The 21,267-nt window shown below is 56.9% G+C and carries 12 protein-coding genes; 5 read left to right on the top strand and 7 right to left on the bottom strand.

Features of this window, described 5'->3' with window-relative positions:
- Positions 1-205 precede the first annotated feature (205 nt).
- From ftsH to SFX18_08060, 4 genes are all read left to right on the top strand, one after another.
- Positions 206-2,305, top strand: coding sequence for an ATP-dependent zinc metalloprotease FtsH (gene ftsH, locus SFX18_08075; GenBank protein ID MDX1963095.1), 2,100 nt, complete (start codon positions 206-208; stop codon positions 2,303-2,305).
- A 139-nt stretch (positions 2,306-2,444) separates the two neighbouring features.
- Positions 2,445-3,290, top strand: coding sequence for a shikimate dehydrogenase (gene aroE / locus SFX18_08070; GenBank protein ID MDX1963094.1), 846 nt, complete (start codon positions 2,445-2,447; stop codon positions 3,288-3,290).
- Positions 3,291-3,386: 96 nt separating this feature from the next.
- Positions 3,387-4,523, top strand: a complete 1,137-nt coding sequence (gene rsgA, locus SFX18_08065) for a ribosome small subunit-dependent GTPase A (protein MDX1963093.1) — start codon at positions 3,387-3,389, stop codon at positions 4,521-4,523.
- Positions 4,524-4,929: 406 nt separating this feature from the next.
- Positions 4,930-5,991, top strand: coding sequence for an ATP-binding cassette domain-containing protein (locus tag SFX18_08060; protein ID MDX1963092.1), 1,062 nt, complete (start codon positions 4,930-4,932; stop codon positions 5,989-5,991).
- 273 nt (positions 5,992-6,264) lie between these two features.
- On the opposite strand, the gene SFX18_08055 is transcribed toward SFX18_08060, so the two are convergent.
- The 4 genes from SFX18_08055 to SFX18_08040 form a co-directional block, all read right to left on the bottom strand.
- Positions 6,265-10,440 (bottom strand): PQQ-dependent sugar dehydrogenase, encoded by a 4,176-nt coding sequence (locus SFX18_08055; protein ID MDX1963091.1) that lies wholly within the window; start codon positions 10,438-10,440, stop codon positions 6,265-6,267.
- Positions 10,441-10,677: 237 nt separating this feature from the next.
- Positions 10,678-11,061, bottom strand: a complete 384-nt coding sequence (locus tag SFX18_08050) for a hypothetical protein (GenBank protein MDX1963090.1) — start codon at positions 11,059-11,061, stop codon at positions 10,678-10,680.
- A 118-nt stretch (positions 11,062-11,179) separates the two neighbouring features.
- Positions 11,180-12,082, bottom strand: a complete 903-nt coding sequence (gene rsmA, locus SFX18_08045) for a 16S rRNA (adenine(1518)-N(6)/adenine(1519)-N(6))-dimethyltransferase RsmA (protein ID MDX1963089.1) — start codon at positions 12,080-12,082, stop codon at positions 11,180-11,182.
- A gap of 126 nt (positions 12,083-12,208) precedes the next feature.
- Positions 12,209-12,460 (bottom strand): GlsB/YeaQ/YmgE family stress response membrane protein, encoded by a 252-nt coding sequence (locus SFX18_08040; protein ID MDX1963088.1) that lies wholly within the window; start codon positions 12,458-12,460, stop codon positions 12,209-12,211.
- A 224-nt stretch (positions 12,461-12,684) separates the two neighbouring features.
- Here SFX18_08040 and mnmA point away from each other — a divergent pair, with 224 nt between their 5' ends.
- Positions 12,685-13,884: a tRNA 2-thiouridine(34) synthase MnmA gene (gene mnmA / locus SFX18_08035; protein ID MDX1963087.1), complete on the top strand. Its 1,200-nt coding sequence runs from the start codon at positions 12,685-12,687 to the stop codon at positions 13,882-13,884.
- Positions 13,885-14,017: 133 nt separating this feature from the next.
- Here mnmA and SFX18_08030 read toward each other — a convergent pair whose 3' ends face one another.
- The 3 genes from SFX18_08030 to SFX18_08020 all read right to left on the bottom strand — a co-directional run bounded on the left by SFX18_08030 (position 14,018) and on the right by SFX18_08020 (position 20,953).
- Entirely contained in the window at positions 14,018-14,962 is a 945-nt protein-coding gene (locus SFX18_08030; protein ID MDX1963086.1) for a hypothetical protein, read from the bottom strand.
- An 89-nt stretch (positions 14,963-15,051) separates the two neighbouring features.
- A complete protein-coding gene (locus SFX18_08025; GenBank protein MDX1963085.1) occupies positions 15,052-16,284 on the bottom strand; it encodes an LL-diaminopimelate aminotransferase in 1,233 nt (410 codons plus the stop codon).
- Positions 16,285-16,906: 622 nt separating this feature from the next.
- Positions 16,907-20,953, bottom strand: coding sequence for an autotransporter-associated beta strand repeat-containing protein (locus tag SFX18_08020; protein ID MDX1963084.1), 4,047 nt, complete (start codon positions 20,951-20,953; stop codon positions 16,907-16,909).
- Positions 20,954-21,267: the final 314 nt, after the last annotated feature.

The raw sequence follows: 21,267 nt of genomic DNA, 5'->3' as shown, positions 1-21,267 counted from the left end.
ATTTATTGACACTTTTGTCAAAAAGGGGTCGGTTGGTTGTGGGGCCGCGCGCGGCTGCCTAGGATAAATCACAGGGGAATGAGCGGCGATCTGTTTTATCCCGCGACGCATCTAAGTGGTTAGGGGAAAGATTGGCGTGGTGGGGGAGCCCCCCGCGGAGGTCTCTCCCAGGCCGAAATGAACTTTCATTTTTTAATAATCGATTATGGATCAAGACTCAAACAACCTTCCCCGGACCAAGACGCCCGAACGCCGCCCCAATTTGTGGGTGAATACGCTGCTTATGGTCCTGGGGGGGACCGGCGTGTTGGTATTGGCGGTTTATCTGCTGAATCCCGCTGGCGAGACCGTGGAGCTAAGTTTTTCGCAACTGGTGGCATTGCTAGAAAAAATTGATCCCCAAACGCAGACCGGTTCGCATACGTTGAAGCTGGCGGGGGCCGAGCAAGAGGTGACTTTGTCTGATCCGCGCGAGATCATTATCGAGGCACAAAAGATCTCGGGCACGCTCAAGCGCAAAACCACCGGTGAAAAGCCCGTGGAAAAGAAAGTCAACTTTGCCGTGGATCGGCTGTATAGCGATGCCAACGAAACCCGCCTGATCGAGCTTCTTGATAAAAAAGGCCTGGACTTTCGCTATCCCAAGGGTCCCAACGGTTGGATGAACTATGTGCCGATTGTGGTCTGCACCTTGCTCATCATGGGCTTTATTTATTACATGCTAAAATCGCTGAGCGGCGCGGGTTCGCCGATGGCGTTTGGCCGCAGCCGGGGAAAAATGTACGCGCAAGAGGATTTGGAAATTTCCTTTGACGATGTGGCGGGCATTGACGAAGCGGTGGAGGAACTGCGGGAAGTCGTGGAATTTTTGAAGCATCCGGAAAAGTTTCAGGCCCTGGGAGGGCGCATCCCCAAGGGAGTGCTGCTGGTTGGTCCCCCCGGCACCGGCAAGACCCTTTTGGCCAAGGCGATCGCCGGCGAGGCGGATGTGCCGTTCTTTTCGTTATCGGGGTCGGACTTTGTGGAGATGTTTGTCGGCGTGGGGGCCGCTCGCGTGCGGGACATGTTTCAACAGGCCGAGGCCAAAGCCCCCTGCATTATTTTTATCGATGAACTGGACGCCCTGGGCAAAACCCGTGGCAGCAGCGTGGTCGGCGGCCATGACGAGCGTGAGCAAACCCTCAACGCGCTCTTGGTCGAAATGGACGGCTTTAGCAGTAATAATGGCGTGATCGTCATGGCGGCCACCAACCGTCCCGAAACGCTCGATCCCGCGCTGTTGCGTCCCGGTAGATTTGATCGCCATGTGCTGGTGGATCGGCCCGACATTCGTGGACGGGAAGACATCCTCAAAGTACACATCCAAAATGTAAAACTGGATAATACCGTCCAGCTTAAGGAAATCGCTTCGTTGACGCCGGGCTTTGTGGGGGCGGATTTGGCCAATTTGGTCAACGAGGCCGCGCTGCTCGCCGCGCGCAAGGGTAAAACCGCCGTCGGCATGGCCGAATTTAACGAAGGGATCGAGCGTGTCACCGCCGGTCTAGAAAAGAAAAAGCGGGTCATCCAACCCGAGGAAAAACAGCGCGTCGCCTACCACGAGGCGGGACACGCCCTGGTCGCGTTTTCCCTGCCTAATACCGATCCCGTGCACAAGGTCTCGATCATTCCCCGCGGTCTGGCGGCCCTGGGTTACACGCTGCAACGTCCGGAGGACGAGCGTTATCTGATGACGCAAAGCGAGCTAGAGGCCCGCATTCAGGTGCTCTTGGCGGGGACCCTGGTGGAGGAAATGATTTACGACGATATTTCTACCGGAGCGCAAAACGACCTCGAACGAGCCAGCGAAATGGCCCGGTCGATGGTGATGGATTATGGAATGAGCAAGCTGGGGCGCATCTCTTACCGCGAAAGCCCGCGCTCGGCGTTTTTGCCCGGTGGTGGGGAAGGCTTTACCAACCGCAATTTTAGCGAGCATACCAGCCGCGAGATCGATATCGAGGTCAAGCGCATCATCGAGGAAGCGATCGAAAAAGTACGCCAAATTCTTCAGGCCCGCAAAGGAGCGCTAGAGGCCCTCACCGCCCGCCTAATGGAAAAGGAAGTTATCGACGGCGAGGAAATGCGCGCCGTCATCGAAAAATTCAGCCAAAGTCCCAGTATCGTGCCGGGCACCACCAGCCCGCGCAAGCCCCGCGCCGATGGAACCCCCTCCCCCGGCACTCAGGTCGCCGGAGGCCCGGTGGCGGGTGGTCACGTCGGCGATAAAGCGGACTTTAAACTCGATATTGCCGAAGCCGAATAACCCTGGCGCAATCACGGAAGAGGGGAATTTCTGTGGTAAACGGCGGTCATTTTGCGTAGAGTAACCTCTGGCGGCTTTGCCCGGCAAGCGTTATTCCATCCAGTTTTTTGTCACCCGCCTTTTCCCCCTCGCCAATCTCGTGTCCAACTCTTTGCAAGAAATTCTGTTTGTGTTCGGCCAGCCCGTCGCCGGTAACCCCACCCAATTCATGATGGAGCGGGCCTTGGCCGAGGCCAATCTTGATTGGCGCTATTTGACGCTGGAGGTCCCCGCCGAAAAACTGGCCGATGCCATCCGCGGCGCGCGGGCGATGAACTTTCGCGGGGGCAATATCACCATGCCCCACAAAGTGGCCGTGATTGAGCATTTGGATGAACTAAGCCAGGCCGCCCAACTGATGCAGGCGGTCAACTGTATCCACCACCACCAGGGGCGGCTACTGGGCGAAAACACCGACGGCAAGGGATTTTTGCAATCGCTGCGGGAGGTGCGGGATCCCGCCGGGACCCAGGTCACGATCCTGGGGGCGGGGGGCGCCGCTCGGGCGATCGCGGTCGAGCTGGCACTCGCCCAGGCGGGTAAGATCACCATTGTGAACCGCACGCCGTCGCGCGGCGAAGAACTGGCGGCGGTCTTGCGGGAAAAAGTGCATGTGGCGGCGGAAGCGGTGGGTTGGGAAAAAGAATACGAAATTCCCCCCGAGACCGAAATTTTGATCAATGGGACCAGTATTGGCCTGTTTGCCGAAGAGACCCGCGTGCCGGTCAAGCGCGAGACCTTGCGGCCGAATCTGGTCGTGGCGGATGTGGTTTTTAGCCCCCCGGAGACCCGATTTTTACAAGAAGCCAAGGCCGCCGGAGCGACCACGCTGGATGGCCTGGGCATGCTGGTCAACCAGGCGGTAATCGGCTTTCAAATCTGGACGGGCGTTACGCCGAATGCCGCGACGATGCGCGAGGCGCTGGAAGAGTATCTTAGCCTGTGATAACAATTAAGAATGAATAATTAAAAATTAAAAATTGTGCTTATCCACTCCTCACTAACCACTTCCCACCCTCCACTGCCCACCCCCCTCTCCCTCATGGCACGCAAAAAATTTCGCGCTGAATTTCGGAAAAACCGCGGCTCTCGCCAGCGGGAAAACGACCTGACGCGCGATTTTCAGGCGGATCGCCATAATGAGGACCACACCCGCGATGAACGGATCAGTGGCAAGGGGGAACTGACCCGCAAGCGCACGATCATCGGCGATGTGGCGGCCGATGACGCGGGACTGACCGCGCAACCCGGAATCGACCTGTCGGTCTGCCGCCGGGGGCGGGTACTGTCGGTGTTTGGCTTAACCAGCCTGGTCGAGGACGAAACCGGAGCGCACTATCAGTGCGCGACCCGGCGACTGTTAAAAACACTGGCCACCGACCAGCGGCATGTGGTGGCGGCGGGGGATTATGTGTACTTTCGCCCTGCCGCCGAACAAGAAGGGATCATCGAGCGCGTTGAACGGCGGCATGGCGTCCTTAGCCGCATGAGCAAGGGGCGGCGGCATATCATGGTCACCAACGTCGATCAACTGCTGGTCATTGGCAGCGCCGCCGAGCCGTACCTCAAGCCCAACCTCATTGATCGCTTTTTAGTCTCCGCCGAACAAGCCGGTTTGCGCCCCATCATCGGCATTAACAAAGTCGATTTGGCCGATCCCGCCGACCTGCAGCCGCTGGTCGGCGTGTACGCCCGCATGGGTTATCGGGTGCTGCTGCTATCCGCCCGGCAAAATATGGGAATCGCGCGGCTGCGGCAATGGCTGGGGGGGTATTCGACCGTGATTGTCGGTCAAAGCGGCGTGGGCAAATCCTCACTCCTCAACGCGGTGCAGCCGGACTGGAATCTGCGCACTAGTCATGTGAGCGCCGATAATCAAAAAGGACGGCATACCACCACTACCGCCAAATTGCTCAAGCTCGATAGCGGCGGTTATGTGGTCGATACGCCGGGAATCCGGCAATTTCAGCTTTGGGATATTATTCCCGAGGAAGTCGCTGGCCATTTTCGCGATTTGCGACCCTATGCCAATTTGTGCAAATATCCCAATTGCACGCACACCCACGAGGCGCACTGCGCGGTAAAGGATGGCGTGGCGGATGGCTTTTTAGACGCGCGGCGGTACGAAAGCTACTGCGCGCTGGTGGAAAATAACGAACCGTTTGCGGATTGGGATTAGATAAAAGCGAATTTCATCAGCGAGCGCGAAAGACAGCGGATGAGAATACAGATAACGCTGAAAGAACAGATTTATGTGGTATGGGCTTCAGCCCGTACCCCATGAGTTTTACTTTTATTTGTGGACAGAATGATGAATCGGGCCGTTGGCCCTTCCATTGAATTTGTCAAATATCCTAGGGCGACGCTGCGCTTGCCCTAGGCTGGGATAGGTTGGGCCTTTGGCCCACGAAGAATCAAATTCCTTTGGCCCACAAACAATCAACTGCTTTTTGGCACAAAAATGTTTAGGCAACGCTTCTATTTTTTGTAGTGGGAAGTTATGAAAGGTTAGCAGCACTGATCTGATTCAAAAAACGTAGGGTGTTGTCGCAACTGTTTTTCCTCCATTGCACCGCTAATCTTCCATGACCGAACCCCTCCTAACCGTCAACGACCTGCGGGTGCACTTTCCCATTCGCCGGGGAGTGCTGCAAACCACCGCCGGCCATGTGCGGGCGGTCGACGGCGTCACTTTTGCCATCAAACCGGGGGAAACGCTGGGCCTGGTGGGGGAAAGCGGCTGCGGCAAAACCACCACCGGCCGGGCGATTCTGCGGCTCATCCCCCCCACGGGGGGGCAGGTGGTCTTTCAGGGGCGGGACCTGACCAACCTGCCCGAGGGAGAACTCCGCGCCCTGCGCAGCGAAATGCAAATCGTCTTTCAAGATCCCTACAGCTCGCTCAATCCGCGGCATACGGTCCGCGGCATTGTCGAGGAAGGACTGATCCTGCACGAGAACCACCCGCCGGAAAAGCGGCTGGAGATTGTCAAACAGACATTGTCGCGCGTGGGCCTGGACCCCGAATACTTAACCCGCTATCCGCACGAGTTTTCCGGAGGACAGCGGCAACGGATCAGCCTGGCGCGGGCATTGGCGGTCAAGCCAAAATTTTTGGTCCTGGACGAGCCCATCTCCGCCCTGGATGTTTCCATTCAAGCGCAGGTGGTGAATCTGCTGGTGGAACTCAAACAACAGTTGGGCCTGACCTATTTGTTCATCTCCCACGATTTAAGTATGGTTGAGTACATTAGCGACCGGGTGGCGGTGATGTATTTGGGCCAGATCGTGGAACTGGCCCCCAGCGCCGAACTGTACCGCGCGGCGCTGCATCCCTACACGCACGCGCTGCTGTCGGCCATTCCGCGGGTGCGAGCGGAACCCGGACAAGAACGAATTCCCTTGACTGGCGATGTTCCCAGTCCGGCCAATCCTCCGCGCGGCTGTAGGTTTCATCCCCGCTGCCCGTTGGCCAATGAACGCTGCCAAACCGAAGAACCGTACTTACTCAACCTGGGAGACCACCAATACCGCTGCCATCGAGTGGAGGAATTGGCGCGCGAACTGCCGAATAAAAATGATCCCGCCGCGGCAGCGCAAATTAGCCGGGAAATCGCCGGACGGATGGCCACGGTGCCAGCGGTCTAACAAGACGGTAAATCCCCTCACCCCGGCTCGTTTCCTCTGGCAGTGGGCCGGGGTGAGGAAATCTACCGCAACGCGGTTGCGTCATGCGGAAATAACCCAGTAATACTGGGTGCCTTCACAAATTGCTAACCGCGCTACATTTAGCTAGAAAGCGTATTAACACAAATATCGAGCTTTTGGCAAAACTCAATACAGCCATAGAGCCGTAAATGCGTTTGGGCACGGAACTTTGTGCAAGTTCCGCTACGCGTTTAGTTCCGTTTACGATGTGTTCTACTGCACGGTCACGTTTGTTCGCTGCATTTGACCAAACCAGCCAATCCCATCCCGCACCATCCGTTGGCGAATGGTATAACTGCCCGGAGTGGCGGGGGCGGCGTGCGTGACGTTGACGCTAATTGTCTCCCCCGGCAGGACGTCACGCGGTAGCGTGATGCGGACGGGTTCCGCCGTCCAGGCTCCCACGGCATCGCTGGCCCCGCCAAAATAGACCCCCAGACGATACGGATTGGTCCCGGTGGCGTTCCAGGTCGTATTGCCGGTATTTGTTAGCGAAACGGCGTACGTCCGCGCTTGGTTAGGGGCCCAGGTGGTCGGGGTGGTACCGCCATAAGCGGCGGTGTTGATTTGCACCGTTACCGGCGTCTTTTGCAGGTAGTCAAACCAGCTCACCCCTTCCTTAACCAGACGCGTCCGCAGGAATGGATAATTGCCAACCGTGCCCGGAACATTGGGCTGGACGGTGACGGTTACGCTTTGGCCGGGGGCCACGTCATTTGGCAGGCTAATGCGCTTTGGCTCAATCGGCCAGCTATTTGGAGCGTCGCTTTCACCGGCAAAATAGACCCCCAAACGGACAGGGTTATTCCCCGTCGCATTCCAGGTTTGGGTGCCGGTGTTGGTCAGGGTCACGGAGTAGGATTGGCCTTGGAGGTTGGTCCATGTTGCTGGCACGGAACCGGCATACGTGGCCGCCAGGGTGGGGACATTGACGGTGGCGTTGAGCGCCTGGATTTGGTCAAACCACATGCTTGCGCCGGTGATCATCCGATGCCGCAGGATGTAACCATTGGCAATCGAAGGGCCGACCATATTGACCGTAATGGTCGCGGACTGTCCGGGGGCCACGTTATTGGGCAAGGAGAAATACTGCACGTCACCAATGGCCGCGGCGGGGTCTTCATTCAACCCTCCAAAGTACGCCCCCAGACGGGTGGGATTGGCCCCGCCCGCGGACCAGGACGTGGTGCCGGTATTTGTCACGGTCACGGTATAACTGCGGGTAGAGCCGGTCCCCCAGACGCCAGTCGCGGTGTTGGTGTAGCTAGCGGACGAGGTGCCGACGGTGGTGACTGAAAAATTCAACCGCTCCATCTCTTTAAACCAGCTTATCCCCTCGCGCACCATGCGGTGCCGCAGCACGTAGCCATTGGCCATCGTGGTGGCGGGTAACGTGACATTGATCGTGATCGACTGCCCCGCCGGGACATCCGCCGGCAGGGTGATCCGCTGCACGCCGCCAATGGCCAGGTCGGGATTATCATCGATCCCCCCCAGATACACGCCCAACTTCACGGGATTTGCCCCGGTGGCGTTCCAGAGTGACTTGCCGGTGTTGGTAATGGTGACCGGGTACGTCACGCTTTGGCCCAGGGGAACGGATGTCGGCGCGGAACTACTGTGCGCGGCGATAAAAGTTTGCACCACGACATCAGTCTTTTGCAGGTAGTCGAACCAGCCCACGCCTTCCTTGACCAGGCGCGCGCGGAGGATAAAGTTTTCTCCCCCGGGGCTCCCCGTCGCGGGCGAAATTCCGCCGCTGGTGGGAACATTGGGCCGCACCGTCAATGTTACCGATTGACCGGGAGCCACGTTATTTGGCAGGACGACGCGCTGGGGTTCGGTATTCCAGGCATTTGGCGCGTCGCTATATCCGCCAAAATAGACGCCCAGCCGGACGCGATTGGTCCCGGTGGCTAGCCACGTCTCGGTACCGGTGTTGGTCACGGTAACGTTATAGCTGGGGGATTGCAGATTACTCCACACGGTGGGGACGGTACCGGCGTAGGTGGCCGCCAGCGTGGGAATCGTCACCGTGGCGTTTCGCCGTTCCATCGAAGAAAGGTATTCGCCACTGGCCCGCACCAAACGATGCCGCAGGATGTAACCATTTGGCACGTTCGGGGCCACCACATTCACATTGACCACGACTGTTTGGCCAACTGCGGTGGCGGGGACGTCAAATAGTTGCGGCGTGCCGGTCCAGGTGGAGGGATTGTCGTCAAACCCGCCAAAGCCCACGGCGACTTGGACACGGTCGGGACCGCTGTTAGTCCAGTTGATCGTGCCGGTGTTAGTTAGGGTAATGTTGTAATTCTTGGTGGCGCCTGTGCCCCAGGTGGAGGGGCGATTGCTAGTAATCGTCGCCTGCACCGTCCCTAAAGAACGATACTGCGCTGTCAGGCTATTGCCGGCCGCCGCGATATTTAATGTCCGCGATAGTGCCGTAACGCCATCTGACCACTGCACAAACTCGTAAGTGTTTCCGCCCAGGACTTGGGTGGCGGGGGCGGCAACCGTCCGTTCCGCGCCTACCACGCTGGTAAAGGTGCCCGGAGTGGTCCGGGTTTCACCGTCTAGGGACAAGGTCAATCCGCTGGGCTGAGCCGCCAGGGTCAGATCGGCCGTGGCGGGACGAATGTCCAAAATCTTAAATCCGGTCAGTCCGCTGGAATCCGTCACCGTCAGAATGATCCGGTAATATTGATCAGGGTCTTGCTCGCCGATGGTGGGGATTTCAAAGGAAGCGCTCGAGACCCCTTCGATTGGCGGAATAAAATCATGGAAATGCGTGTTATGTCCAAACAAAAATGACCAAGTGAACGAACTGGCGGGCATCACCCCGTCTTCGGCGTCGACCGCGCTGCCGGAAAAGCTGACTGTCGAGCCGGCGGTATAACGAAATGTCGGCGCGGGGGTGTTTATGCTAACCACCGGCATGTTATTTCCCACGCTGATTGCTTGCGGAGCGCTGGTGTTGGACAGGCCCGTGCCGCCAGGACGGTCGTTAACCGTCAGCGTGACGTTATAAGTACCTAGCGTGTTATATGTGTGGCTGGTGGTAACCCCGGTCCCCGTGGTTCCATCGCCAAAGTTCCAGGTGTAGGTCAGCGCGTCCCCATCGGGATCGCTACTCCCCGAGCCGTTAAACTGCACCGTCAACGGGACTCCGCCGCTGGTGGGATTGGCGGTAAAGGCCGCCGTGGGCGTGCGGTTGCCCAGGGTATAGGTATACTTTAGCACGCCCTGATTGTTGGATTCCTTCGTCAGGACATACATGCTGCCATTTGCGCTAATATCGACATCCACCAGCGCGCGGGCGTCGGTAGCAAAGATCGTCACATTGCCCGTGTCGGGGTCCAGGTTGCGGATGACATTTTGCACAAAATCGGGAAAGAAATAAGTCCCCCGATAGCTGGCCGGAAATTGCGTCCCGTTATAAAAGGCCCCCCCCGTGACCGCCGCACCACCATCGCCATGCGGATACGCGTATGTCGGATTGACATACAACGGATTGGTCGACGGACCCTCCACAACCGGCCAGCCAAAGTTTGCCCCCGGCTGGATTTGATTTACTTCCTCAAAACGTCCCCCCCCCACATCATTGACAAACTTCAACCCCGTCACGGGATCATTGGCCAGGGTAAAGGGGTTCCGCACGCCGCTGGAGTAGATTTCCGGGCGCTTGTTGGGCTGGCCCACGTAGGGATTGTCAGGTGGAATCTGGTAGGGCAGAGTAGAGACATCCAGCCGCAAAACTTTACCCCGGAGGGAGTTTTGATCTTGGGCAATTTCCGATTGCAGACCATCCCCCACGCCGATGTACAAATAGCCGTCATTGCCAAAAAACATCCCCCCGCCAATGTGAATCCCCGATGGAGAGGGGATTCCCCCAAATATCACCACTTCGCTTCCGGCCAACGCGCGATTGGGATTGTTGGGGTCGGCGGTAATGCGGACTAATTGCGCCTGGGTGCCATTATCCGCCACGTTAGGATTTCCCGGCACTTCGGGAGTGTAATAGATATAAACGTAGCCGTTTTGGGCAAAGTTAGGATCCAGGACAATAGAATCCAATCCCCGTTCGCGGTACGTATCGACGGGGACGGTGTAAAAGTTTTCGGAAAGGAGCACATCATTTTGGATGATGCGGACCCGTCCCCCTTTTTCGGCCAAGAATAACCGCCCATCGGGGGCAAAGTCGGCGCTGGTGGGGTTGAGTCCGCCGGCGATGCGTGTTTCTTGAAAACCAGCGGGCAGAACCGCCAGGGCGATCCGAGTTTCCAAAGGCTCAATGCCGGTGAAGCGGCGGCGGGAGGGACGAGTGGAGCGATTGGAAGAACGAGGGCGGATACCAAAAAACTTAGCCGAAAAGAAATTCTGCCACATGAAATAGGACCAAAGGAAGTGAAGCAATGAATGTAAAATGGGCAATATAGGCAAAGTATCGCGTGTGTGTGATAGCAGCATTACACTTCATATCACGACAAAAATCAACCGCCCACACCAGAAAATGCCGCAAAAAGACAGAATTTTACTCGCTTTTAAAGCCCGCAAAATAAATATCACGATACTATATATGCATGAATGTAAGTTGATAATGTAAATAATTTCTACATACGATAGCTAGTTTCGTGGCAAATAATTAGCAAGCTTGGTCACTGTGCTGGCCGAATGTATCTCACTTTTGCCAAAGCCCGGCTCCGCCCCCAGTCGGACGGCCTCTTCTTGATATTGCGCATAGTTGCTTAACATCATAATTGGTATAGAGTTATATCGCGAATCAGCCTTTATATGGGCAATCAAATCCAGCCCGGCAGCGCCATCCCGGTCAAAAATGCGATTAACCAGCACTAGCGCGGTCGATTCCTGGTCGAGATTGGCCATGACCTCTGCGGTCGTGTCGCAATGTTGCAACTGCACGTCAAATTCACGGGTTAGCAACCATTCCAGGCTGGATTGATCGGCAAAACAATTACCCACGCAGAGCACGATTGGCTTTTTTTTCATGGCATGTTCACTGTTTTAGTCAGTATTTACTAAATCGTCAGGCGACGGGGTATGGCGGGGATTTTTTTTGAGAATGAATTATTTTAGGTAGTTTGGCGAATAACGGCCAGTTTGCCGGCTACCGGCGCAGAAAAACTGTTACCGCCCCATGCAGCATCAACAACTCTGGAACTGACAACTCTTCGACGCGGGCATTTTCAGCAAATGATAATCCCGCCAACAGGGTGTCAACATCTGATTTGGGTAGTTGCTTTTTGAGGGCATGAATCAGAACCCCCCGCAAATGCTTGCGACGATACAAAAACAGCGCGCGGATGAATTCGTGAAAACCGCGAAGATCGGGGATTTGACGGCGTAACGCGGGATCGGGCGTGATTTTCAGGATGGCGGACTCCACCTGGGGGCGCGGCCAAAACGCGCTGGGGGGCAGCACACGCAAAATTTCAGCATTCGCCTGACACTGCACCCAAATCGACAGCGCGGAATAATCCTTCGTTTGGGGGACGGCGGTTATTCGCTGCGCAAGCTCTAATTGAATGGTCACGGTCAATGAGACGGGCAGCGGCGGATCCAACAGCAGGTTGGATATGATCGGCGTCGCCACACAGTACGGCAAGTTGGCCGCGACCTTGAATTGGCGGTCAGGCCCCGCGGTTAATTCGCTTTGGACCAATTCCAAAATATTAGGAGCCAAGTGGTTCTTGTCTTGCAGGGCATCCTGGCAAAGCAAAGTCACATTGGGCTGGTCGATCAATTCCTCGCTGGCTAATTGATGCAACCGGGGATCAATTTCCACGCTGATCACGTGCGCCGCCTGCTGGGCCATGATTCCCGTGAGAGCGCCTGTCCCGGTCCCCACCTCCAGCACGACGTCCGTCGGTTGCAGGTCCGCGCTTTTGGCCAGCAGCTCCATCAAATTCAGGTCAATCAGAAAATTCTGCCCATGTTTTTTGACCGGTTCGAGTCCCACTTCGGCAAATCGGCGGCGCAAAAATGATTGAGTCTGGCGGGTGGGTGTCATGACAAGGGGGGCGGTACATTCGTAAGGGTAATAGCTTGACGAAAGGATGGCCCAAAAAGTGGTTTGCTTGAAAATGTAAAGCCGTCATCTAAAAACAAGAGCGGGCGAGCTTATTGATCGCGCGATTTACAGCGCGCGCCGGTTGCGTAACATGCGTAGCAGGGCAATCAGCGTTACTGCTCCCACGGTGGCCACCACCAATTTGCCAATCAGACCCGTGGCAGTTAAACCCAGCAATCCAAACAGCCATCCACCCAAAATCGCCCCCACCACGCCCAAGAGCAAATCGCCCAAGAGTCCGTAGCCGCCCCCTTTCATGATCTGTCCGGCCAACCAACCCGCCGCCAATCCGATCAACATAAACCAGAGAAATTCCATCACAGCACGAACTTTCCCGTTAAATTACTGCCCACCGCAAATCATGACGAAGCCATCCCCCAAAAACCCGTTCCCCATCAATTATTATAGAAGCCCGTGAACGTGGCGATAGCGGGGCCTGTCGGCAAAATAGGGCACGGCCTGTTATAATGAACCAGCGGGGATCGGTTTGATCTCTATTATATGTTAGTTCCCAGCGGTTTTTTTGCCGGTGTGCGTTGATTATGGCCCGCGTGGTTTTAGCCATGTCCGGCGGCGTGGATAGCAGCGTCGCCGCCCATCTCCTGTGCCAAGAGGGGCACGAGGTGATCGGTATTTTCATGCGCCATGGGCAGACGCTGGAAATGGCGTGTGCGGCACCGGGCCAGGGGACCTCGTCAAAATCCCCGTCGGAGTCGTGGGATAAAACATCCGGGCTGGCGACCTTGCCCATTGTCTCAGTCCGATCCGACCATAAGCAAGGCTGTTGCACCGCCAGCGACGCCGCCGACGCCCGCCGCGTGGCGACGCAACTGGGTATTCCTTTTTATGCGCTGGATTTTACGGACGCGTTTGACCGCATCATTGATTATTTTGTGGAAGAGTACAGCGCTGCCCGCACGCCCAATCCCTGCGTGATGTGCAATAATTGGATCAAATTTGGCCGGTTGTTTGACTACGCCGCCAGCGTCGATGCCCAGTATGTGGCGACGGGGCATTACGCCCGACTGGAAGGGGCTGACGCTACCGGCAGCTATCCCCGGTTGCTGCGGGGATTGGACGATGACAAGGATCAATCCTACGTCCTGTTTGGCGTGGAGCGGCCGTTGCTATCCAAAATGCTGTTGCCCCTGGGGAATTTTCGCAAGCCACACATCCGCGCCCTGGCCGCGGAACTGGGCCTGCGCGTCGCCGACAAAAAAGATAGCCAGGAAATCTGTTTTGTCAGCGCTGGAAAGCAAGCGGAATTTGTCCGCCGTCGCCGCGCCTTGGCTGGCGACAGCCTGGATACTAGCGGAGAGATCGTCAGTGTCGAGGGACGCGTCCTGGGCCGCCATGACGGCATCGAGGGGTACACCATCGGCCAACGAAAGGGATTGGGCGTGGCCCTGGGGGAACCGTACTATGTCGTGCGGATTGACGCGGATTCGCGCCAAGTGGTCCTGGGTCGGCGAGAGGATTTGGCCCGGACAACATTAACCGCAAATGGGGCTAACTGGCTGGCGGATCCCCCCCGACGGGCTTTTTCCGCCGCGGTACAGATTCGCTACAACAGCTCGGCCCAACCGGCAATTGTCACACCCACGGATCATGACGAATCAAGTGGCGTGCCCCGCCGTTTTGAAGTTTCGTTTTTGCAGCCGGTCCACGGAGTCGCCCCCGGACAAGCGGCGGTGATTTATGAGGGGGATCAAGTGCTGGGCGGGGGCTGGATTGAGGGTTAGGGAGGCTGGAGGAATGGAGTTTAGAGGAATATTAGCCGTATAGTGACAGCGTGCAGCGCAGCTATACCCTTCTGGTATTAATTCTGCATTCATTATTCTGCCTTCTGCATTCATCCTTCACACTTCCCCCCTCCTATTTTCCCCCGTATTTTTTCTTGGTTTCCGCTAGCTTGTCACTCAGTTCTTTTTGCAAATCCCGTTCGGGAATCTGTTTGATCAATCCCTCGACCTGGGCAAAAAGTTGCACACTGTCATCCGCCAGACCCGCCAAACTGTATTTTTCCGCTAGTTTCAGCAACACATAGCCCCGCGATAACGGTTCGACAATCTCCCCCGCCAGTCGCCGAGCCTCCCCTAGTAATTGTTGGGCTGGCTCGATTTGCTTGACTTTGAGTTGAGCGTCGGCAATGTCCAATAGCAATTCGCATTTGAGTCGCGCCTCCGGGGCGGACATGGCCGCTGTCCGCGCCGCCGTGTAGGCCTCGTCCCGCGGGCCATGTTGATCTAAAAAATGCCGCGCGCGGGCCAGTTCCAACCAGGCCCGCGTCAGTTCCTCGGGATCTGTCAGTCCCTTGGCCAATCCCTCGGCGGTGGCTAATGTGTCCGCCACGGTGTTTTGCGCCCCCAACGCCGCGTGGGCGTACGCCATGCGGGTCAGCACCCGGACCCGGCCAAAAGGGTTTGCGGCAAGCTTTTCTTGTCCACTTTTGGCCAACAGCAGCGATTCCCGCGCTGCTCCTTTTTGGCTGGCGCGGGCTTGTCGTTCGGCCAGGTCCGCCCAAAGTCGGGCCTGCTCGACGGGATCATCCACTTTGGGGATGATTTCCTTAATGGCGGTCAATGCCCGGTCGGCGGCGGGCTGGTCGGCCGCCGCCAATAGTTCATTAACCAGGCGCAAGAGGTTGTCAGCCCGTGCTTTTGGGTCTGAGATTTTCAGCGCGCGGGCGAGTTTGTCCGCCAGGGAGACTGTCGGCGCCGGGGGAGAGGAGGATTCTCCGCACCCGCCCCCCAGTATGCTAGCGACCACCAGCGCGCAGGACAACCAGGGGATGCTTTTGAATTTAAAGCGTAAAAACATTCCATTGCACCTGAAAAAAACGCGAAAAGCCGCGATCCCCCGGGAAGGCGGCCAACGCGGATAAAGCAGTTCCGTGATATTGCCAGCGATCAAAATGTTGGTTGGATTTGCCGCAACTGCGCCTCGGTCAGGGCCATCAGTTCATCCTCGGCGGCTTCGGTGGGGGCCTCGTAGGTAACGCTAAATCGCAGATACGCCCCCGCGTCGTCCCAGGGGACAGTGACAATGGAATGTCGGGTGATTAGGTACTGGCTGGCGGCTTCGGCATTTTCAAAGACCGTGCCATTGGCCAGACCCCGCGGCGCGGGCGTGTACAGAAAGTACGTGCCGCCGGGCATTTGGCAGCTAAAACCGCAGCGCGACAGCATGGCAACCAGTTTTTGCAGGCGACGTTGATATTTGGCCCTGACTTGCGCAGGGATGGATGCATCATCCAAGGCGGCCGCGCCGGCTTTTTGGATGGCCATGAACTGGCCGGAGTCGCTGTTATCCTTGATATCGGCAAAGGCCCGAACCAACAGCGGATGTCCCGCCACAAACCCTAGCCGCCAGCCGATCATGTGGTACCCCTTGGACATGCTGTGCACCTCGACGCCGACATCGCGCGCGCCGGGGACGCTCAGAAAGCTGAGCGGAGGGGAATCATACGATAACAAAATATGCGCCGCGTCCTGCACCACGACAATCTCGTGCCGGCGGGCAAATTCCACCACCCGCTTGTAGAAATCGACCGTCGCGGTCTTGCCCGTGGGACTGTTCGGATAGCAGATCACCAGCAATTTGGCCCGTTGGCAGACTTCGGCGGGAATGGCGTCCAGATCGGGAAAAAAGTCATGTTGCGCCAGCAGCGGCAGCCGATAGACCGTGCCGCCATAATACCGCGTGTGCGTCCCCGCCACGGGATAACCGGGGACGGTGAGCAGCGTGATATCGCCGGGATTGATAAACGCGGCGGGAAGCATGGCGTAGGCGGGCTTGCTGCCGATGCAGTGGTTGATCTCTGTCGCGGGGTCTAGCTCCACGCCAAATTGCCGCCGCATGAACCGCGCGGCGGCCGCTTTGTATTCCAGGATTCCATTGTCGGCATAACCCCGGTTTTCCAGTTTGTCCAGTTCGACATGCATGACGCGGCGCACGCTCTCCGGCGCCATTTCATCATTTTCGCCAATCCCAAAGTCGATCAGCTTGCGATCGGGAAAATCAGCCAGGGCCTGCCGCTTGGCCCGTTTGATCTTTTCAAATTTGTAGATTTCGGTCCCTTTGCCGTAATTGGACCCGCCAATCCGTTCGGCAAACAGTTTTTGAAAGTAAGGGTCGCTCATGGGCTAGGTAGTAGGCAAAGGGTGTGTAAAAGTTCCTTTCAATTTATCCGGTTGCTTTACTTCCTGGCAAGCGGTTTGGGGTATTGAGTGCACTCGTACAACTAAACTGCCAATTCGCATCGTGCGAGAATTTTGCGTTTTCTTGGCCCTTGCAGCCAAAGGCTATTTATGGGCCAAAGGCCCAACCTATCCCAGCCTAGGGCAAGCGCAGCGTCGTCCTAGGTTTATGGGAAGGAATTTAGGGAAGGGCCAACGGCCCGATTCATCCGTTTGAAACAATAGTACTGTTGCTGGTAGTCCCCAAGTTTACGAACAATGCTGGTGCTAACTAAACATGCTCAATCGGCGGTAGAATTTCATGTGAACGCTGATAATGCGGTAGGGACTGAATACCGTGGATTGCCATGGGCAACGTTCTGTTTTAACCCCACGCGGTATTATCTAAAATACAACACAACCCAGGCCGCGCTGCGACCTGGGTTGTGGCTTTTCTGCATTCGTACTTCTAAATCCTAATCACTGGGGGCTTGCCGAGGCTCGACCCCCGCCATCCCTTGAAAATCCAGACACCCCTTCAAAGCCCAGACACCCCTTCGTGGCTAAACCTTTGCGGCGACGTCGGCTAGCTCCGGCGACGCCATCCAAATGCGCCCCACGCGACAGCCGCCAGACCCCCCAGCACCCAGACACTGGGTTCGGGAATGGCGCTAATGGCGGGGTTACCGCCCAGGGGGTTCCCCACGCCACTGCCAAAGTTGCTGTCGATGGGCAGGTAGTCGGCGGGTGTGATCAGGCCGTCAAAGTCGCCGTCCCCCAGGGTCCAGCCGCCGGACAAGCCCGGTGTCACCGCCCCCAGGTTGGAGTCAACCACGGTATAGTCCGCGCCATCGACTTGGCCATCCAGGTTGTAATCCCCGGGATAAGTAAAGCGAATGATTACCTGGTTAAAGCCGGTCCCCAGCGTGCTATTACCCAGGGTCAGGTCGTAAAATGGATTTCCCATATCGCCGAACTGGCTATTGGCGTTGTCCACCGCCACGATGACGCGCGAACCGCCCGAGTTATCCACCACGGTGCTGCCGATCATGGGAAGGTTATTACCCGGAGCCGAGCCAAAGCTGTAATAGTTGTCCAGGTATTGGGTGATGGTCGAGAGGGGGTTTTCCTCAGAGTTGTAGTAAACCACCAGGTCGTTGTCGTTCAGGTCGAGGTAGGATTCGTTCGCTAGGGAGAGTCCCAGCGAGCCGGTCCCGCCATTTTCCACGGTGTTATTTAGGACGACCAGGCCATTTGCCCCCCCATCCACGGTCGCCGCGTTGACGCGGGTAAAGGCGCTAGCGGTCCCCGCGGCTAGGGTCAGTTTGTTCTGTCGTAGGCCGTTGGCCGTCAGGCTAGCCTGGCTGGCGACGGTGATCTGGCCGATGGCGGTCCCCGCACCGGGGCCCGGGCCGCTGATGTGGCCGACGACGTGGGCGCCGCTGGCGACCTGTAGTTGGCTGGTGGCGGCGTTGGTTAGGATGGCGGCTTTGTTGCCAGAAGTACTCCCCAAGGCGCTCAGCGCGCCACTCAGATTTAGGCTGGCCCCGGCGGCCACATTGGCGGTGACGTTGGTCCCTATGGAGCTAGTGGCGCCCGCGGGGAGGGCCAGCGTCAGTTGACCGCTATTGACATTTAGCACGGTGCCAGCGCCCAGGTTCAGACTGGTGGCCAGCGTTTGGGTGCCATTCCCCGTGACGTTGATCGTGGGGTTGGTCCCGGCCAGACTAAGGACATTTGCCACTGGTCCGCTGAGGGTGTAGCTGGAGTTGGTGTTAAAGGTTAGTTTATTTACCGTCTGACTGGCGTCTAAGTTTGCGGGACTGCCGCCCATTCCTAAAAAGCGGGCTTCGGCGGAAGCGCTGTTGGGGACATTGCCGCTGGACCAACTGCCGGGCGCGGTCCAATTAGCTCCGGTGGCGCCGATCCATTGGTTGGTGTCGGGGGTGACATTGAGGACGATGGCGCCGTTGGTGGTGTCATTGGCTAGGGACAATTGAAAAGCCCCCAACACGGACGAAGCGAGACCAAAGTTAGCCAGGGAGCCGGTAAAGCTGCTGTAATCCAGCAGCGTGTAAGTCCCCGTGGCCAACCCACCGCTATTGGTAAAAGTGAACGTATTGGTCCCGGTGGCGGTTAGCAACCCCCCGATATTTACCAGGTCGTTCGTCCCGGGGGCATCCAGGTCAAAGGAGAGGTTTGCCTGATCTAAACTCAAGCTACCCACGGTCAAAGTTCCTAGTCCCTCCCCCGGAGCCAGCGTGCCGCCGGCGTTGATCGTGGCGGAGTTGACGATGGTCCCCGTTCCCCCCAGGGTGCCGCCATTATTTACCACGAAAGCTGTGGAATTAAAAATGGCGTTGGCCAACAGCGCGCCGCCGTTGATGGTGGTGGCGCCGGTGTAGGTTTTGTCCACGCCCCCTATTTTCAGCGTGCCGGTGTTGGTAGAGGCCAATGTCAGCGTGATGTCATCATTCGGGATACCAAAGATAAAGCCGGTGGTAATGGTCGGGATCCCGATAAAACCATTAAAGCTGTCGTTGCCCCCGCCGGGCTGGTTGATGATCAAGTGCCCCGATCCGTTGGTGTTATTGATTCCCAGCACGTCCGTGCTTGACGTGTTTTGGTGCAGGCCATCGACCGTGACGGTAAAGCCGTTCAGGTCAATACCCCCGGCCTTGCGGGTGCCGGCCGGGAGGCCATAAAACAACTTGGCGGAGGCGGGGTACGCCGTGGCCGAATTAATCCGAAAGACACCATTAAAATCGTTGTTGATGTAGACGTCGCCCGTAAATGAGTTGTTCCCGGCAAAGGTCACGGTCCCCGGACCAAAGGCGTCCACATCGACCTGAATGTTGACATCGGCATTGCCCGAGATATTGCCATTGATGGTCAGTGTGTTCGCGCCGCTGGCACCCAGATAAGTAAAGAACGGCCCGGCCACGTTATTGAAATTAAGGCGAATATTGTTGTTAATGACCGTGTTATTATTCTGGCCGGTCCGGTTATGCCCCACCACGGACGATCCCGGAGTCAGCGTGCGAATTTCGCCACCGCCGCTCACTTCGCCGCCGCCAAAGTTCAGCCGCGCGGGATTGGTGATGGTGATGTTTCCCACGTACTGGTTGGGGGCGTTGGGCGCGATAAAATTTTGCGTCCCCGCCAGTTGATTCAAGAACAGATTACCCCCCAACAAAGAGAACGTCTCGGTGGAAGAGACCACCCCCGACAGCACGAGGTCGCCGGTCCCTTGCTTGACCAACGGACCGTCAATCGACAAAAAGCCGGAACTGGCCAGGTTAAAGCCGTTCGTGTTTAGCGTCCCCCCAATGGCCGAAACCGTGGTGACGCGAGCCGTCGTGACGTTGGCTCCCAGCCGCAATTCGCCGCCGTTCAGTTGTACCCCGCCCACGCTATTTCCCAGGGCCGCGTCGCTGCTAATTTGCACCACGCCGCCGGTAATATTGATCCCTCCTTGGAACGTGTTGCTATTATTAATAATCAGCGTTCCCGCGCCCGATTTGATCAGTGTTCCCGGGCCGCCAATCGACCCGCCGGTAAACGTATAGGTCCCGCTGTCGTTGGCCACCGTGGTAAAGCTGGGTGTGACGCCCGCCGGATCGACATTTACCGTGCCGATGCCGGTATTGCCAAAGACTACCGCGTTATTTGCGGCAAAGGCGCTCGGCGCGCTCGAGGTGTTGAGCCAATTGATGTCCGTGGTGTTCCAGTTGGTGTTAGCCGCTCCGGTCCAGGTAACGGTTGCTCCACCACCGACCGCGCTAAAGCTAAAATTATCAATTCCAAAGCCATCATCCTGTCCGGCGCTGTTCGTGTCAGTCCAGCGGAGGATCAAATTCGTCCCCGGTATCCAATTTAGCCCCACCAGCGTCGCGGTGCGCACCGCCTGATTCACCGGCAGATTGCCATCCAGATTCATGTTGATGCCCGGTGTCGGGCTGATGCTAGTTAAATTCAGCGCGGCAAAATTATTGCTGAGCGTGGTGTTAATATTGTCGCTGGCCAACCCCTCGTCATAGGCAAAGGTCACCGTGTCCGCGCCCACGTCCCCTTCCCGCCACTGTTCCATCGTAAAGGTGATCGTGGCTTGGGTGAGTGTGATGTCAGAAGTATTTGTAAATACCGCGCCAATCCCCGACCCCACGGTGCTACTGCCCAGGGTGCCAAAGGCCCGTTCCGAGCTACCGTTAGAACCAAAGCTCGTCGCCGTTCCCCCGCTGACAGATCCATTATTGACCTTCCAGCGCATATTGGGTCCACCTCCAGGATTAAACCCGCCATCTCCATTGGCCAAGTACAATTGCCAGCCGCGGAGCAACTGGCTGGGGTCAACCAAGCTTACATTTGTTAATTCAAAAGTCCCCGTTCCCAGCATGTCATCGCTTACACCGTTCAAGCTGGGGATTGGCCCGCCCCCCAGCGTGGGGTCAATGTCATACATCACCGCCGGGTTGGTCTCAGAGATAACCTTAGGCAGGGTGTTAAAATTTTGGGTGTAAATTCCGCCACTATAAGAAATCGTGTCCAGCCCATAAGCGGACCCAACCGCCGCCAAACCAAAAGACAACCCGATACTGCCCGCCAACAACCGCCGCGCGTGAATTTTTGACATGGATGCTCGACACAAAAAGAAGTAGAAACCAAAAAGAACGGTGAATTTTAATAGAAAACGAAAACCGCCCCGCGCACGAAAAAACTTGATTAAACACCTAATATAATCATTGCCGCGCGAATAATTTTTAATCGGGTGTTAGAGATTTGTTAGAATTGCATTAAGCCGCTGTTACGATATCCATGAACAACCTTTGGTCGCCGGTATCTCCCCTGCGGTTAGCGCAAGGATGTTATTTTCGACAATTTTTTTGTCGGGATGCCCTGCGCATGAGACAGGTTTTGACCGGAATCACAATCAAAAAAAGAGAGGCT

This window comes from Pirellulales bacterium (assembly GCA_033762255.1).
In the GTDB taxonomy this organism is placed as follows: Bacteria; Planctomycetota; Planctomycetia; order Pirellulales; family JALHPA01; genus JANRLT01.
This window is presented reverse-complemented; position numbering and strand designations above follow the sequence as displayed.

Coding starts and splice junctions, on each gene's coding strand:
- ftsH (MDX1963095.1), top strand. CDS start 206: ATGGATCAAGACTCAAACAACCTTCCCCGGACCAAGACGCCCGAACGC.
- rsgA (MDX1963093.1), top strand. CDS start 3,387: ATGGCACGCAAAAAATTTCGCGCTGAATTTCGGAAAAACCGCGGCTCT.
- SFX18_08060 (MDX1963092.1), top strand. CDS start 4,930: ATGACCGAACCCCTCCTAACCGTCAACGACCTGCGGGTGCACTTTCCC.
- SFX18_08055 (MDX1963091.1), bottom strand. CDS start 10,440: ATGTGGCAGAATTTCTTTTCGGCTAAGTTTTTTGGTATCCGCCCTCGT.
- SFX18_08050 (MDX1963090.1), bottom strand. CDS start 11,061: ATGAAAAAAAAGCCAATCGTGCTCTGCGTGGGTAATTGTTTTGCCGAT.
- rsmA (MDX1963089.1), bottom strand. CDS start 12,082: ATGACACCCACCCGCCAGACTCAATCATTTTTGCGCCGCCGATTTGCC.
- SFX18_08040 (MDX1963088.1), bottom strand. CDS start 12,460: ATGGAATTTCTCTGGTTTATGTTGATCGGATTGGCGGCGGGTTGGTTG.
- mnmA (MDX1963087.1), top strand. CDS start 12,685: ATGGCCCGCGTGGTTTTAGCCATGTCCGGCGGCGTGGATAGCAGCGTC.
- SFX18_08030 (MDX1963086.1), bottom strand. CDS start 14,962: ATGTTTTTACGCTTTAAATTCAAAAGCATCCCCTGGTTGTCCTGCGCG.
- SFX18_08025 (MDX1963085.1), bottom strand. CDS start 16,284: ATGAGCGACCCTTACTTTCAAAAACTGTTTGCCGAACGGATTGGCGGG.
- SFX18_08020 (MDX1963084.1), bottom strand. CDS start 20,953: ATGTCAAAAATTCACGCGCGGCGGTTGTTGGCGGGCAGTATCGGGTTG.